Source organism: Azonexus sp. R2A61, from assembly GCF_021401135.1.
GTDB lineage: Bacteria > Pseudomonadota > Gammaproteobacteria > Burkholderiales > Rhodocyclaceae > Azonexus.
Window position 1 is genome coordinate 1 of record NZ_JACBFO010000008.1, and the last position, 15,608, is coordinate 15,608.

The 15,608-nt window shown below is 58.1% G+C and carries 13 protein-coding genes and 1 tRNA gene; all 14 read right to left on the reverse strand.

The window, feature by feature from the left end; all coding sequences use genetic code 11:
* A partial coding sequence (locus tag L0962_RS18030; RefSeq protein WP_234087953.1) for a GTP-binding protein occupies positions 1–120 on the reverse strand: 120 nt, incomplete at its 3' end.
* Positions 121–141: 21 nt separating this feature from the next.
* On the reverse strand, positions 142–2,235 hold the full coding sequence (gene fusA / locus L0962_RS18035; protein WP_234087944.1) for an elongation factor G: 2,094 nt from the start codon (positions 2,233–2,235) through the stop codon (positions 142–144).
* An 18-nt stretch (positions 2,236–2,253) separates the two neighbouring features.
* Positions 2,254–2,724, reverse strand: a complete 471-nt coding sequence (gene rpsG / locus L0962_RS18040) for a 30S ribosomal protein S7 (RefSeq protein WP_234087945.1) — start codon at positions 2,722–2,724, stop codon at positions 2,254–2,256.
* A 110-nt stretch (positions 2,725–2,834) separates the two neighbouring features.
* Positions 2,835–3,212, reverse strand: a complete 378-nt coding sequence (gene rpsL / locus L0962_RS18045; protein ID WP_027456682.1) for a 30S ribosomal protein S12 — start codon at positions 3,210–3,212, stop codon at positions 2,835–2,837.
* 150 nt (positions 3,213–3,362) lie between these two features.
* On the reverse strand, positions 3,363–7,574 hold the full coding sequence (gene rpoC, locus L0962_RS18050) for a DNA-directed RNA polymerase subunit beta' (protein ID WP_234087946.1): 4,212 nt from the start codon (positions 7,572–7,574) through the stop codon (positions 3,363–3,365).
* A gap of 20 nt (positions 7,575–7,594) precedes the next feature.
* Positions 7,595–11,878, reverse strand: a complete 4,284-nt coding sequence (rpoB, locus tag L0962_RS18055; RefSeq protein ID WP_234087947.1) for a DNA-directed RNA polymerase subunit beta — start codon at positions 11,876–11,878, stop codon at positions 7,595–7,597.
* A 209-nt stretch (positions 11,879–12,087) separates the two neighbouring features.
* Positions 12,088–12,462: a 50S ribosomal protein L7/L12 gene (rplL, locus tag L0962_RS18060; RefSeq protein WP_234087948.1), complete on the reverse strand. Its 375-nt coding sequence runs from the start codon at positions 12,460–12,462 to the stop codon at positions 12,088–12,090.
* A gap of 38 nt (positions 12,463–12,500) precedes the next feature.
* Positions 12,501–12,998, reverse strand: a complete 498-nt coding sequence (gene rplJ / locus L0962_RS18065) for a 50S ribosomal protein L10 (RefSeq protein ID WP_234087949.1) — start codon at positions 12,996–12,998, stop codon at positions 12,501–12,503.
* A 220-nt stretch (positions 12,999–13,218) separates the two neighbouring features.
* Positions 13,219–13,914 (reverse strand): 50S ribosomal protein L1, encoded by a 696-nt coding sequence (gene rplA / locus L0962_RS18070; protein ID WP_234087950.1) that lies wholly within the window; start codon positions 13,912–13,914, stop codon positions 13,219–13,221.
* A 1-nt stretch (position 13,915) separates the two neighbouring features.
* Positions 13,916–14,347 (reverse strand): 50S ribosomal protein L11, encoded by a 432-nt coding sequence (rplK, locus tag L0962_RS18075; RefSeq protein WP_117607637.1) that lies wholly within the window; start codon positions 14,345–14,347, stop codon positions 13,916–13,918.
* A gap of 98 nt (positions 14,348–14,445) precedes the next feature.
* Positions 14,446–14,979, reverse strand: a complete 534-nt coding sequence (nusG, locus tag L0962_RS18080; protein ID WP_234087951.1) for a transcription termination/antitermination protein NusG — start codon at positions 14,977–14,979, stop codon at positions 14,446–14,448.
* Positions 14,976–15,329: a preprotein translocase subunit SecE gene (secE, locus tag L0962_RS18085; protein WP_234087952.1), complete on the reverse strand. Its 354-nt coding sequence runs from the start codon at positions 15,327–15,329 to the stop codon at positions 14,976–14,978. The genes nusG and secE overlap by 4 nt, the downstream gene beginning before the upstream one ends.
* Positions 15,330–15,351: 22 nt before the next feature.
* Positions 15,352–15,427 (reverse strand) — tRNA-Trp (locus L0962_RS18090).
* Between the two features lie 62 nt (positions 15,428–15,489).
* Positions 15,490–15,608 (reverse strand): hypothetical protein (locus L0962_RS18095; protein WP_234087344.1); only part of this gene is annotated, 119 nt, incomplete at its 5' end.

Below are 15,608 nucleotides of genomic sequence, written 5' to 3' on the forward strand. Positions count from 1 at the left end.
GAACTTCGCCGACAACACCGTCGTGATCGCCGCCGTCAGCGTCGTCTTGCCGTGGTCAACGTGACCAATCGTACCCACGTTCACGTGCGGCTTCGTACGCTCGAATTTTTCCTTAGCCATTATCGGTTCTCCAATAAAGGGTTACTTCTTGTTGATGACTGCCTCGGCGACGTTCTTCGGCGCCTCGGAATAATGCTTGAATTCCATCGTGTAGGTAGCACGACCTTGCGACAGGGAACGCAGCGAAGTGGCATAACCGAACATTTCGGACAGCGGCACTTCGGCACGAACTTCCTTGGTGCCGCCAGGCAGGTCTTCCATACCCTGGACAATGCCACGGCGGGACGAAAGGTCACCCATGACGTTACCCATGTAGTCTTCCGGCGTTTCGACGACAACCGCCATCATCGGCTCAAGCAGCGTCGGGGAGGCCTTCTTCATACCTTCCTTGAAGGCCATCGAAGCCGCCATGCGGAAGGCGTTTTCGTTGGAGTCCACGTCGTGGTAAGAACCGTCGAACAGGGTGAACTTGATGTCCACAACCGGGAAGCCGGCGAGCACGCCGCTACCGATGGCATCCTGCAGCCCCTTGTCGACCGCCGGAATGTATTCGCGCGGAACGACACCGCCCTTGATGGCGTCGACGAAGGTGTAGCCTGCACCCGGCTCGTTCGGCTCGATCTTGAGCCAGACGTGACCGAATTGACCACGACCACCGGATTGCTTGACGAACTTGCCTTCCTGCTCGACAGCCTTCTTGATGCATTCGCGGTAAGCAACCTGCGGCGCACCGACGTTGGCCTCAACGTTGAATTCGCGCTTCATGCGGTCAACGATGATTTCGAGGTGCAATTCACCCATACCCGAAATGATGGTCTGGCCAGATTCTTCGTCAGTACGAACACGGAAGGACGGATCTTCTGCCGCCAGACGGCCCAGCGCGATACCCATCTTTTCTTGGTCGGCCTTGGTTTTCGGCTCAACCGCCACGTGGATCACAGGATCCGGGAAAACCATCCGCTCAAGAATGATCGGCGCATCCGGGTCGCACAGGGTTTCACCTGTCGTCACTTCCTTCAGGCCCACACAAGCAGCGATGTCGCCCGCCAGAACTTCCTTGATTTCTTCGCGGTTGTTGGCGTGCATCTGCAGGATACGACCAATGCGCTCCTTCTTTTCCTTGACCGAGTTGAGCACGGTGGCACCAGAGTTGAGCACCCCGGAATAAACACGGATAAAGGTCAGCTGACCGACGAACGGGTCAGTCATCAGCTTGAAAGCCAGCGCGGAGAACTTCTCGCCATCGTCAGCCTTGCGGGAAGTCGGTTGCTCGCGGTCATCCACGCCTTGCACCGGCGGAATATCAACCGGCGAAGGCAATAGCTCGATCACAGCATCCAACATGCGCTGAACGCCCTTGTTCTTGAACGCTGTACCGCAAAGCATCGGCTGGATTTCGCAGGCCAGCGTACGAAGCCGCAGGCCTTCCTTGATCTTCTCCTCGGAGAGATCGCCGTTTTCCAGATATTCGTTCATCAGGTCTTCGTTGGCTTCAGCCGCCGCCTCGACCATCTGTTCGCGCCACTCGTTGGCGGTATCAACCAGATCAGCCGGGATGTCCTGATACTCGAACTTCATACCCTGCGAAGCTTCGTCCCAAACAATCGACTTCATCTTGATCAAGTCAACAACACCGGCAAAGGTGTCTTCAGCACCGATGGGAATGACAATGGGCACAGGATTGGCCTTCAAGCGCGTCTTCATCTGGTCAACGACCTTGAAGAAGTTGGCGCCGGAACGGTCCATTTTGTTAACGAAGGCCAGACGCGGCACGTTGTACTTGGTCGCCTGACGCCAGACAGTCTCGGACTGGGGCTGCACACCACCAACCGCGCAATAGACCATGCAGGCACCGTCAAGGACGCGCATCGAGCGCTCGACTTCGATCGTGAAGTCAACGTGCCCCGGGGTATCGATGATGTTGAAACGATGCTCCGGGAATTGCATGTCCATGCCCTTCCAGAAACAGGTGGTTGCCGCAGAGGTGATGGTGATACCACGCTCCTGCTCCTGCTCCATCCAGTCCATGGTGGCCGCGCCGTCGTGCACTTCACCGATTTTGTGGTTAACGCCGGTGTAGTACAGGATACGCTCGGTCGTGGTGGTCTTGCCGGCGTCAATGTGAGCGGAAATACCGATATTGCGGTAGCGCTCGATGGGAGTCTTACGTGCCACGTTAAAGCCCTCGGAAAATTAGAAGCGGAAGTGAGCGAAGGCCTTGTTGGCTTCGGCCATGCGATGGACTTCGTCACGCTTCTTCACGGCACCGCCGCGGTTTTCGGCAGCTTCCATCATTTCGGCCGCGAGACGCTGACCCATGGACTTTTCCGAACGCTTGCGGGCGGACTCGCGCAGCCAGCGCATGGCCAGCGCAGCGCGACGAGCCGGGCGAACTTCGACCGGAACCTGGTAGTTGGCACCACCGACGCGACGGGACTTCACTTCGACCATCGGCTTCACATTGGCCATGGCGGAGCCGAAGACTTCCAGCGGGTCCTTGCCGGACTTGGTGGTAATAATGTCGAAAGCGCCATAAACGATACGCTCGGCAACAGACTTCTTGCCGCTTTGCATGATGGCATTGATGAACTTGGAAACTTCGACATTGCCGAACTTCGGATCCGGCAGAATGTCACGCTTGGGTACTTCGCGACGACGGGGCATATTAACCTCAATTAAACACGATTCAGTTGAAAAGCCGGGAAGGGGTATTAGCCCACCCGGCCCTCTCGGCTACCCAAAAGAGCAGCCACTTACTCAAGCCACTTAGTGAATCAAGCAGCCTTCGGACGCTTGGCACCGTACTTGGAACGGGCCTGCTTACGATCCTTGACGCCCTGCGTATCCAGGGAGCCACGCACGGTGTGGTAACGCACACCCGGCAAGTCCTTGACACGACCACCGCGAATCAGGACCACGGAGTGCTCCTGCAGGTTGTGGCCTTCACCGCCAATGTACGAAATGACTTCGAAACCGTTCGTCAGGCGAACCTTGCAAACCTTACGGAGCGCGGAGTTCGGCTTCTTCGGGGTGGTGGTGTAAACGCGGGTGCAGACGCCACGCTTCTGCGGGCACTTTTCCAGCGCAGGAACCTTGCTCTTAGCCTTTTCGGCGACACGCGGCTTGCGCACGAGCTGGTTGATGGTCGGCATATCAAACTTCCTTCAACAGCCAGGCCCTGATTGGGCACGACGGCAATTTTGTTATCCAAAGCGGAGACAATGATTAGCCTCCGCCGACAAAGACCATAGATTCTATGGTTGATCAACCCCCATGTCAACGAGACATGGGGGCCGCATTACTTACTGAGCGTCACCAGCATCCTGAGCCACGACATCGGCCGGAGCTTCCTCCAAGGGGCGGTCGGCAGCCTGATCCTCGCCTGCCGCCTGCGCCTTGCGGCTTCGGTGATAGGCCAGACCGGTACCGGCCGGGATGAGACGACCGACAATGACGTTTTCCTTGAGACCGCGAAGTTCGTCGCGCTTGCCCATGATGGCAGCCTCGGTAAGCACCCGTGTCGTTTCCTGGAAGGATGCGGCAGAAATGAACGAATCGGTGGACAACGAGGCCTTGGTGATACCCAGCAACATATGTTCATAGGTTGCCGGGAGCTTCCCGTCGGCATTGGCGCGATCGTTCTCGGCGAGCAATTCAGCACGCTCCACCTGTTCGGACTTGATGAACTTGGTGTCTCCCGGCTCGACAATGGTCACGCGACGCAGCATCTGACGAACGATGACCTCGATGTGTTTGTCGTTGATCTTCACGCCCTGCAGACGATAAACGTCCTGCACTTCGTCGGTGATGTAACGCGCCAGCGCCTCGACACCCTGCAGACGCAGGATATCGTGCGGATCCGGCTCGCCTTCGACGATCTTTTCGCCCTTGTTTACCACCTGACCATCGTGCACTAGCACGTGTTTGTCCTTCGGGATCAGGAATTCATGCTGATTGCCATCAAGATCGGTAATGATCAGACGCTGCTTGCCCTTCGTATCCTTGCCAAAGCTGATGGTACCGGTGGTTTCGGCCAGCACGGACGCATCCTTCGGCGTACGCGCTTCGAACAACTCGGCCACGCGCGGCAGACCGCCGGTAATGTCGCGGGTCTTGGCCGATTCCTGCGGCATGCGGGCGAGCACATCGCCGACACCAACCTGTTGACCATCGGTTACCGAAATGATCGAGCCAACCTGGAAGGCAATGGAAACGGACTGTTCGCTGCCGTGAATCTTCACTTCCTGGCCGGTTTCGTCGATCAACTTGACGACTGGACGAACACCCTTCGCAGCGGCCTTGCCGCCCCGCTTGTGGTCAATCACGACCAGCGTCGAAAGACCGGTCACGTCATCAACCTGCTTGGCGACCGTGACACCCTCCTCGACGTTCTCGAACTTCACAGTACCGGCATATTCGGTAACGATCGGGCGGGTGTGCGGATCCCACGACGCCAGCTTGGTGCCGGCCTTGACGCTTTTGCCTTCGTCAACCGACAGCATCGCACCGTAGGGCACCTTGTGACGCTCGCGCTCACGGCCATGATCGTCGGTGATCAAGACTTCGCCGGAACGAGAGATGACGACCTTTTCACCCTTGGCGCTGGTGACATAGCGCATGTTCGCCGTGAAGCGAGCCGTACCAGCCGACTTGGCCTCTACCTGCGACGCGACGGCAGCACGCGATGCAGCACCACCGACGTGGAAGGTCCGCATGGTGAGCTGGGTACCCGGCTCGCCGATCGACTGGGCGGCGATAACGCCGACCGATTCGCCGGCATTGACCATCGTGCCACGACCAAGGTCGCGACCATAACACTTGGCGCAAAGGCCGTAGCGGGTATCACAGGTCAGCGGGGTGCGGACCTTGACTTCGTCGATACCGAGCTTGTCGATCAGATCGACCAGGTCTTCGTCCAGCATGGTGCCGGCGAAGATCACGGTTTCCTGGGTTTCCGGATCAACCAGATCGTCGACCGTGACACGACCAAGGATACGTTCGCGCAGCGGCTCGATGACTTCACCGCCTTCGACCAGCGCCTTGACCACGAAACCGTTCTTCGTGCCGCAATCATCTTCGGTGATCACCAGATCCTGCGTCACGTCGACCAGACGGCGCGTCAGGTAACCGGAGTTTGCCGTCTTCAGCGCGGTATCCGCCAGACCCTTACGGGCGCCGTGGGTCGAGATGAAGTACTGGAGAACGTTCAGACCTTCGCGGAAATTGGTCGTAATCGGCGTCTCGATAATCGAGCCGTCCGGCTTCGCCATCAGGCCGCGCATACCCGCCAGCTGGCGGATCTGGGCGGCGGAGCCGCGGGCGCCCGAGTCGGCCATCATGTAGATCGAGTTGAACGAATCCTGCTTGACCTTCTTGCCATGGCGGTCGATGACTTCCTCGTGGCCGAGCTCTTCCATCATCACCTTGGCCACCTGGTCGCCAGTCCGGCCCCAGATATCCACGACCTTGTTGTAGCGCTCACCCTGCGTGACCAGACCGTTGGTGTACTGGGTCTCGATTTCCTTCACTTCCGCTTCCGAAGCGGCAATGATCTCGTACTTCTTGGCCGGCACGAGCATGTCGTCGGAACAGAAGGAAATACCGGCACGGGTAGCCAGACGGTAGCCGTTCTGCATCAACTGGTCGGCAAAGACGACGGTTTCCTTGAGGCCGCAACGGCGGAAGGATTCGTCGATCAGCTTGGAAATTTCCTTCTTTTTCAGCGCCTTGTCGATCGCCTTGAACGGCAGCCCCTTCGGCAGAATGCGCGAGAGCAGCGCACGACCGGCGGTGGTTTCGGTACGGACCATTTTTTCGGTCCATTCGCCGTCGACCGCAGCCGGCTCGTATTGCTTCAGACGAACCGAAATGCGGGCGTGAATGTCGAGCTGGCCAGCAGCCATGGCGCGATCGATTTCAGCCACGTCGGCAAAATACATGCCCTCGCCCTTGGCGTTGATCCGCTCGCGGGTGGCGTAGTACAGACCGAGAACGATATCCTGCGAGGGCACGATGATCGGCTGGCCGTTGGCAGGCGACAGCACGTTGTTCGAGGCCAGCATCAGGGTACGCGCTTCCATCTGGGCTTCCAGCGACAGCGGCACGTGGACGGCCATCTGGTCACCGTCGAAGTCGGCGTTGAAGGCCGCGCAGACGAGCGGGTGCAACTGGATGGCCTTGCCTTCGATCAGGGTCGGCTCGAAGGCCTGGATACCCAGACGGTGCAGCGTCGGCGCACGGTTCAGCATGACCGGATGTTCGCGGATGACATCTTCGAGGATGTCCCAGACCACCGGCTCCTGGCCTTCGACCATCTTCTTGGCTTGTTTGATGGTGGTGGCGTAGCCGAGCACTTCCAGCTTGTGGAAGATGAAGGGCTTGAACAGCTCCAGCGCCATCAGCTTGGGCAGACCGCACTGGTGCAGCTTGAGCTGCGGACCGACCACGATGACCGAACGGCCGGAGTAGTCGACACGCTTGCCGAGCAGGTTCTGACGGAAACGGCCGCCCTTGCCCTTGATCATGTCGGCCAGCGACTTCAGCGGGCGCTTGTTGGCACCGGTCATGGCCTTGCCGCGACGACCGTTGTCGAGCAGGCTGTCGACGGCTTCCTGCAGCATGCGCTTTTCGTTGCGCACGATGATTTCCGGGGCCTTCAGTTCGAGCAGACGCTTCAAACGATTGTTACGGTTGATGACGCGACGATAGAGATCATTCAGGTCGGAGGTCGCGAAGCGTCCGCCGTCCAGCGGGACCAGCGGACGCAGGTCCGGCGGCAGCACCGGCAGCACTTCGAGGATCATCCAGTCCGGCTTGATGCCGGATTTCTGGAATGCCTCGAGCACCTTGAGGCGCTTGGCCAATTTCTTGTTCTTGGCCTCGGAACCCGTCACTTCCAGTTCGGCGTGCAAGTTCTCGACTTCGGTATTGAGATCGAGATTGCGCAACAATTCGCGAATCCCCTCAGCGCCCATCAATGCCTGGAATTCGTCGCCATGCTCCTCGACCATGTCGAGATACTGGTCTTCTGTCAGCAGTTGGCTGCGCTGCAGATTGCCGACCATGCCAGGATCGGTAACCACATAGGCTTCAAAGTAGAGCACGCGCTCGATGTCGCGCAGCGTCATGTCCAGCACCATGCCGAGACGCGACGGCAGCGACTTCAGGAACCAGATGTGGGCAACCGGCGAGGCAAGTTCAATGTGACCCATGCGGTCACGACGAACCTTGGCCAGCGTCACTTCAACGCCGCACTTCTCGCAGATCACGCCGCGGTGTTTGAGGCGCTTGTACTTGCCGCACAGGCACTCGTAGTCCTTGATCGGGCCGAAGATCTTGGCACAGAACAGGCCATCGCGCTCCGGTTTGAAGGTGCGGTAGTTGATGGTTTCAGGCTTTTTGACTTCGCCGTAGGACCAGGAACGGATCTTCTCGGGCGAAGCGAGGCCGATGGTAATCGCGTCGAATTCTTCCTCTGCGGTTACCTGCTTGAACAGGTCGAGCAATGCTTTCATCGTTTAACTCCTGAGCCCTATCAGTAACGTTCCAGATCGATATCGATCGCCAGCGAACGGATTTCCTTGACCAGCACGTTGAAGGATTCCGGCATGCCGGCATCGATCCTGTGCTCGCCCTTGACGATGTTTTCGTAAACCTTGGTACGGCCGTTGACGTCGTCGGACTTGACGGTGAGCATTTCCTGCAGCACGTAGGACGCGCCGTAGGCTTCCAGGGCCCACACTTCCATTTCCCCGAAACGCTGACCACCGAACTGCGCCTTGCCGCCCAGCGGCTGCTGGGTAACCAGGGAGTACGGACCGGTCGAACGGGCGTGCATCTTGTCGTCGACCAAGTGGTGCAGCTTCAGATAGTGCATGTAGCCGACCGTCACCTGACGCTCGAAGGCATCACCGGTACGACCGTCGAACAAAGTCATCTGGCCGGACGACGGCATACCGGCAAGTTCCAACATGGCCTTGATTTCTTCTTCCTTGGCGCCGTCGAAAACCGGCGTCGCAAACGGCACACCACTCTTCAGATTGTCAGCCATTTCGAGGATTTCAACATCGTTCAGCTCATCCAGATTTTCGGATTTGCCATTCGAGTTATAGACCTTGTCCAGGAAGCCGCGAACCTCCTTCGCGGATGCCTCGCGGCGCAACATGTCGCCAATTTTGAAGCCCAAGCCCTTGGCAGCAAGGCCAAGGTGCACTTCGAGAATCTGCCCGACGTTCATCCGCGACGGCACACCGAGCGGGTTCAACACGATGTCGACCGGACGCCCATCGGCCATATACGGCATGTCTTCCACCGGCAGAATGCGCGAGACGACACCCTTATTGCCGTGACGACCAGCCATCTTGTCACCCGGCTGAAGACGACGCTTCACGGCGACATAGACCTTGACCATCTTTTGCACACCCGGCGGCAATTCGTCGCCCTGCGTCAGCTTCTTACGCTTGGCCTCGAACGCGATGTCAAAATCCTTGCGCGCCTGCTCAAGGCCGTCCTTGACCTGTTCGAGCTGCTGCGCGATGTCGTCGTCGGCAACGCGGATGTCGAACCAGTGGTGCGGATCCATGCCATCCAGATAGGACTGCTCGATCAAGGCCCCCTTCGCCAGCTTCTTCGGGCCACCGTTAGCCTTTTTGTTCACGATCAGGCGCTCGACGCGGGCGAAGGCATCTCGCTCGACGATACGCATCTGATCGGCCAGATCCAGCTTGTAATGACGCAGGTGCTCATCGATGATCGATTGGGCACGCTTATCGCGCTCGATTCCTTCGCGGGTAAACACCTGCACGTCGATGACCGTGCCGGCGATGCCGGACGGCACGCGCAGCGAGGTATCCTTCACGTCGGAAGCCTTCTCGCCGAAGATCGCGCGCAGCAGTTTTTCTTCCGGCGTCAGCTGGGTTTCGCCCTTTGGCGTGACCTTGCCGACCAGCACGTCGCCAGCTTCCACTTCGGCACCGATATACACGATACCGGAGTCATCCAGGCGGGAGAGTTGTGCTTCGCCCAGCGAGGCAATGTCGCGGGTGATTTCTTCGGGACCGAGCTTGGTGTCACGGGCGACAACGGTCAGTTCCTCGATGTGAATCGAGGTGTAACGGTCTTCGGCAACGACACGCTCGGAGATCAGGATCGAATCTTCGAAGTTGTAGCCATTCCAGGGCATGAAGGCGATGAGCATGTTCTGGCCCAACGCGAGTTCGCCCTTGTCGGTGGAAGCACCATCGGCAACGACGTCGCCCTTGGCGATGACGTCACCGATCTTGACCATCGGACGCTGGTTGATGTTCGTATTCTGGTTCGAGCGGGTATATTTGACCAGATTGTAGATGTCGACACCGACTTCACCCGCCACGGTTTCGCTGTCGTTGACGCGGACCACGACGCGACCTGCATCGACGTAATCAACGACGCCACCGCGCAGCGCAACCACGGCAGTGCCGGAGTCGACCGCAACGGTGCGTTCGATACCCGTACCAACCAGCGGCTTTTCGGGACGCAGGCAGGGAACGGCCTGGCGTTGCATGTTGGCGCCCATCAGCGCACGGTTCGCGTCATCGTGTTCCAGGAACGGAATCAGCGAAGCGGCAACCGAAACGATCTGACCCGGTGCCACGTCCATGTACTGAACGCGGGAAGGTTCGGCGAGAATGGTTTCACCCTTCTCGCGGCAGGTCACCAGATCATCGGCCAGACGACCTTCTGCATCCAGCGCAGCGTTGGCCTGAGCCACCACATAAGCGCCTTCCTCGATCGCCGACAGATATTCGATCTGGTCAGTTACCTGGCCGTCGTTAACCTTGCGATAGGCCGTTTCAATGAAGCCATAGCTGTTGACCCGGGCAAACAGAGCCAACGAATTGATCAGGCCGATGTTCGGACCTTCCGGCGTTTCGATCGGGCAGACACGACCGTAATGGGTCGGATGCACGTCACGCACTTCAAAGCCGGCGCGCTCGCGGGTCAGACCGCCCGGGCCAAGAGCCGAAACGCGGCGCTTGTGGGTGATTTCCGACAGCGGGTTGGTCTGGTCCATGAACTGCGACAACTGGCTGGAACCGAAGAACTCCTTGATCGCGGCGCTGATCGGCTTGGCGTTGATCAGATCGTGCGGCATCAGATTGTCGGATTCGGCCTGCGACAGACGCTCCTTGACCGCGCGCTCGACGCGGACTAGCCCGGCGCGGAACTGGTTCTCGGCCAACTCACCGACCGAGCGCACACGACGATTGCCAAGGTGATCAATGTCGTCGATATCGCCGCGACCGTTGCGCAGATCGACAAGAATCTTGATGACCTCGACAATGTCGCGCGGCGACAAGGTCAGTTGCTCGCGGACTTCAACATTGGCGCCCAACGGCTTCAGCTTGGCAGCCAACGCATCGGCATCCGCGCGCAGCATGTTTTCGCTTAGCGAGCGGGGACCGTAAGGCAGACCAGCCACCAGATCCTGGATGGTCGACAACGCCATACCCGCGGCTTCGGCAAGGTTCTTCAGTGCAGCTTCGGCACGCGAGGCCAGGCTCTTGACCATGACCTTGTGTTCGATCACATCCTGACGCCCCAGGCGGCGATTGAACTTCATCCGGCCAACCCCCGACAGATCGTAGCGCTCGTCGGAATAGAAAAGACCGTTGAACAGAATCTCGACGGCCTCCTCTGTCGGCGGCTCACCAGGACGCATCATGCGGTAGATGGCAATACGAGCCGCCTGGCGCGAAGCAGTTTCATCGGCACGCAGGGTATTGGAGATGAAAGCCCCACGGTCCAGATCGTTGGTATACAGCGTTTCGAGCGACGTTATACCTGCTTCGCGCAGCTTGGCGAGCAGGGTTTCGGTAATTTCTTCGTTGGCGTTGGCGACGACTTCACCGGTGGAAGTATCAATGATGTTCTTTGCAACCACGCGGCCAATCAGGAAATCCTCCGGAACAGCGATCTGCTTCAAGCCGGCAACACCGATGTCGCGGATGTGTTTGGCGGTAATCCGCTTGTCCTTGGCAACAATAACCTTGCCATCCGGAGCCACGAAATCGAAACGCGCCATTTCGCCGCGCAAACGCTCGGGCACCAGAGCAAATTCGATACTTTCCTTGTTGATCTGGAACAGATCAAACTCGAAGAAGCGCTCCAGGATCTCCTCGGACGACATGCCGATAGCCTTGAGCAACGTGGTCACCGGCATTTTGCGGCGACGGTCGACGCGGAAAAACAGGGTGTCCTTGGGATCAAACTCGAAATCCAGCCAGGAACCGCGATAGGGGATCACGCGTGCAGAAAACAACAGTTTGCCGGAGGAATGGGTCTTGCCGCGGTCATGCTCGAAGAAAACGCCCGGAGAGCGGTGAAGCTGGGAGACGATGACGCGTTCGGTACCGTTGATGACAAATGACCCGTTGGTCGTCATCAGCGGAATCTCGCCCATGTAGACTTCCTGTTCCTTGACTTCCTTGACGGTATCCGGAGCTTCACGGTCCATGATCACCAAACGGACCTTGGCACGCAGTGAAGCGGCAAAGGTCAATCCCCGCTGCTGGCACTCGACGACGTCGAAAGCCGGCTCGCCCAGTGCGTAGCTGACGTACTCCAGCCGTGCATTTCCGGAATGGGAGACGATCGGGAAAATGGAAGTGAACGCAGCCTGCAAACCTTCGTTCTTGCGACGCTCGCTCGGCACTTCCGCTTGCAGGAAAGCAGAAAAGGATTCGAGCTGGGTCGCAAGCAGAAAGGGAACTTCCAGCACATTGGCGCGCTTGGCGAAGCTCTTGCGGATGCGTTTCTTCTCGGTGAAGGAGTAAGTCATGGTAACTCCGTGAGGGTGGAATCGGATGTCGGACCTGAGAAAACAGGCAAACGCAAGTCATCGACCGTCGTATTCCCTACGATGGTCTCGATGATTTGCGTTTGCCGTCTGGCTCGTTTCAACGGTATATCTGTTCGCGCTGAATGAATTTCACAAAGCAGAAAAGGGCTGGCGGCATTTTTGCCTCCAGCCCAACAGACACGGGTCGATTACTTGACTTCGACCTTGGCGCCAGCTTCTTCGAGTTGCTTCTTGAGGGCTTCGGCATCGGCCTTGGAAACGCCTTCCTTGACCGGCTTCGGAGCGCCATCGACGAGGTCCTTGGCTTCCTTCAGACCCAGGCCGGTAACGGCACGGACGACCTTGATGACTTCAACCTTCTTGTCGCCGGCAGCAGCCAGAACAACGGTGAACTCGGTCTGCTCTTCAGCAGCAGCGGCACCAGCACCACCAGCCGGGCCGGCAACGGCGACAGCAGCGGCGGAAACGCCGAATTTCTCTTCGAATGCCTTGACGAGGTCATTCAGTTCCATAACGGTCAGGGCGCCAACGGCTTCCAGGATGTCTTCTTTGCTAATTGCCATTTCAATAAACTCCTAAATCAGTTCGTATGCGGTAAGGATCAAGCGGCGGCGCCTTCGCGCTGCTTGGCCAGGGCGTCAAGGCCACGGACAAAGCCGGCGACCGGAGCCTGCATGACGTACAGCAGCTTCGAGAGCAGCTCTTCGCGGCTCGGGACGGACGCGAGCGCCTGCACACCAGCCTTGTCGAGCACCTTGCCGGCATAGGAACCGGCCTTGAGCACCAACTTGTCGTTGGTCTTGGCGAAGTCATTGAGGACCTTCGCTGCTGCCACCGGGTCGGTGGACACGCTGTAAATCAGCGGGCCAACCATGTGTTCGGCCAGGCCGGCAAACTGCGTGCCTTCCACGGCGCGACGCACCAGGGTGTTCTTCAGCACGCGCAGGTAAACACCGGACTCACGCGCCTTCTTGCGCAGCACGGTGAGGTCACCGACCTCAATGCCACGATATTCGGCGATCGCGATAGTCTCGGCGTTGGCTACTTGTGCCGACACCTCAGCCACGACGGCTTTTTTGTCATTCAGATTGAGACCCACAGGTCTTTCCTCCTTTCAAGTCATAACACGACAGGAGACATTCCCGTCGCCCTTACGGCGACCTGAACCAGAAGCTCGCCACCCTTGCGAATGGCAGAAAATCCGTTTCGGGAGCACCGTCTGCGCAGGTTTTCATGATTAAGCCCCTTGCGGAGCACCTGCGGTCTTTGACGATTCGTTGCCGCCAGGAAACCCGGCGACAACGACCCAAAGTTCTTAATTAGCCAGCCAGGCTAGCCTGATCAACACGCACCCCAGGACCCATGGTGGCGGACACCGCCACCTTTTTCAGGTACTGGCCCTTGGACGAAGCCGGCTTGGCTTTATTCAAGGCATCGATCAGCGCCTTCAGGTTGGTCTCCAGGTTTTCGACAGAGAACGAGGCACGACCAATCGTGGCATGCACGATACCAGCCTTATCGGTACGGTATTGAACCTGACCTGCCTTGGCGTTGTTCACGGCCGTGGCAACATCCATGGTTACGGTACCAACCTTCGGGTTCGGCATCAGGCCACGAGGACCGAGAATCTGACCCAGTTGGCCGACGATCCGCATGGCATCCGGCGTGGCGATAACCACGTCGAAATTCAGATTGCCACCCTTGATCTCGGCGGCCAGATCATCGAAACCGACGATCTCGGCACCAGCAGCCTTGGCAGCTTCAGCCTTTTCGCCTTGAGCGAAGACCGCAACGCGAACACTCTTGCCGGTACCGGCAGGCAGCACAACGGAGCCGCGAACGACTTGGTCGGACTTGCGTGCATCGACACCCAGGTTCACGGCGACGTCAATCGACTCGTCAAACTTGGCAGTTGCGGTTTCCTTGGCGAGCACCAGCGCCTCCTGAACAGGATAGAGCTTTTGTGCAACGATCTTGCCCTCGAGGGCTTTTTGCTTCTTGGTCAACTTCGCCATGTTACAGCCCCTCCACAGTGATGCCCATCGACCGTGCGGAACCGGCGATGGTGCGGACAGCGGCTTCCATATCGGCAGCAGTAAGATCCGGCATCTTGGTCTTGGCGATTTCTTCAGCCTGGGCACGGGTGATCTTGCCAACCTTGTCGGTGTGCGGCTTGGCGGAACCGGACTTGATACCGGCAGCCTTTTTGATCAGGATCGTTGCCGGCGGCGTCTTCATCACGAAAGTGAAAGACTTGTCAGCAAAAGCGGTGATAACAACCGGGATCGGCAGACCGGGTTCGACACCTTGGGTCTGGGCATTGAACGCCTTGCAGAACTCCATGATGTTCAGACCACGCTGACCCAACGCCGGACCGATCGGAGGCGAGGGGTTTGCTTTACCAGCCGGCACCTGCAGCTTGATGTAGCCAATAATTTTCTTGGCCATGTGTCACTCCTTGAAAATGAGTCGTAACGCGCGTTGACCGCAGAACGGCTACTGACGCTCCTCTTGCCGACATCAGGGTTGTCGACAGACCCTAAAACTCAAGACTTCTCGACCTGACCGAATTCCAGTTCGACCGGCGTCGCACGCCCGAAAATGGTGACCGAAACGCGCAAGCGATTCTTTTCGTAATTGACATCCTCGACCGAACCATGAAAATCGGTAAACGGACCTTCCTTGACCCGGACAACTTCGCCGATCTCGAAGAGAATTTTCGGCCGCGGCTTTTCGACACCTTCCTGCATCTGCTGCATGATCTTGTCGACTTCCTTCTGGGAAATCGGCGTTGGCTTATTGGCCGTTCCACCAACAAAGCCAGTGACCTTCGGCGTATTCTTCACCAGATGCCAGCTGTCATCGTCCATGTCCATTTCGACCAGCACATAGCCGGGAAAGAACTTGCGTTCGGAAATGGCCTTCTGACCACCCTTCATCTCGACAACTTCTTCGACCGGCACCAGTATCTGGCCGAACTTGTCCTGCATACCCAAACGGTTGATGCGCTCCTGAATGGCGCGCATCACACTTTTTTCAAAGCCCGAATAGGCGTGGACGACATACCAGCGTTTACTCATGATTTCTTCCAGCCCAGAACGAGGTCATACAACACCCACTCCAGACTCTTGTCGGTCACGTAGAGGAAAATAGCCATGACCACGACGAAGGCAAAAACCATCACCGTCGTCTGGGTGGTTTCCTTGCGGGAAGGCCAAACAACCTTCTTTGCCTCAATCACGGATTCGTTGGCAAAGGCAAAAAAGCGCTGCCCAGGCTCGGTTTTCCAGGCAACCAAACCCGACAGCGCCAGCCCAACGAGAACCGCCAGGACGCGCAAAATCATTGCCTGCTCAGAGAGCAGGTAGAAACCAGCCACGCCGGCAGCCAGAATAACCAGGGCCAGCGTAAACTTGATCTTGTCAGCCATGACGTTCGCGATCTTTAAAGAGTGGCAGGGGCGGAGGGAATCGAACCCCCGACCTTCGGTTTTGGAAACCGGCGCTCTACCAATTGAGCTACACCCCTGCGGCAGAGACATCAAAGCGCCCCGGTCTCCCGGAGCGCCCTTCTAAGCTTGACTACCGAAATTACTCGATGATCTTGGCGACGACGCCGGCGCCGACGGTACGACCGCCTTCACGGATGGCGAAACGCAGACCTTCTTCCATGGCGATCGGCGCAATCAGCTTGACCGTCATCGAGATAT

Excerpts from the sequence above, each read along its gene's own strand:
- rpsG (WP_234087945.1), bottom strand. The coding sequence starts at position 2,724 with ATGCCCCGTCGTCGCGAAGTACCCAAGCGTGACATTCTGCCGGATCCG.
- rpsL (WP_027456682.1), bottom strand. The coding sequence starts at position 3,212 with ATGCCGACCATCAACCAGCTCGTGCGCAAGCCGCGTGTCGCCGAAAAG.
- rpoC (WP_234087946.1), bottom strand. The coding sequence starts at position 7,574 with ATGAAAGCATTGCTCGACCTGTTCAAGCAGGTAACCGCAGAGGAAGAA.
- rpoB (WP_234087947.1), bottom strand. The coding sequence starts at position 11,878 with ATGACTTACTCCTTCACCGAGAAGAAACGCATCCGCAAGAGCTTCGCC.
- rplL (WP_234087948.1), bottom strand. The coding sequence starts at position 12,462 with ATGGCAATTAGCAAAGAAGACATCCTGGAAGCCGTTGGCGCCCTGACC.
- rplA (WP_234087950.1), bottom strand. The coding sequence starts at position 13,914 with ATGGCGAAGTTGACCAAGAAGCAAAAAGCCCTCGAGGGCAAGATCGTT.
- rplK (WP_117607637.1), bottom strand. The coding sequence starts at position 14,347 with ATGGCCAAGAAAATTATTGGCTACATCAAGCTGCAGGTGCCGGCTGGT.
- nusG (WP_234087951.1), bottom strand. The coding sequence starts at position 14,979 with ATGAGTAAACGCTGGTATGTCGTCCACGCCTATTCGGGCTTTGAAAAA.
- secE (WP_234087952.1), bottom strand. The coding sequence starts at position 15,329 with ATGGCTGACAAGATCAAGTTTACGCTGGCCCTGGTTATTCTGGCTGCC.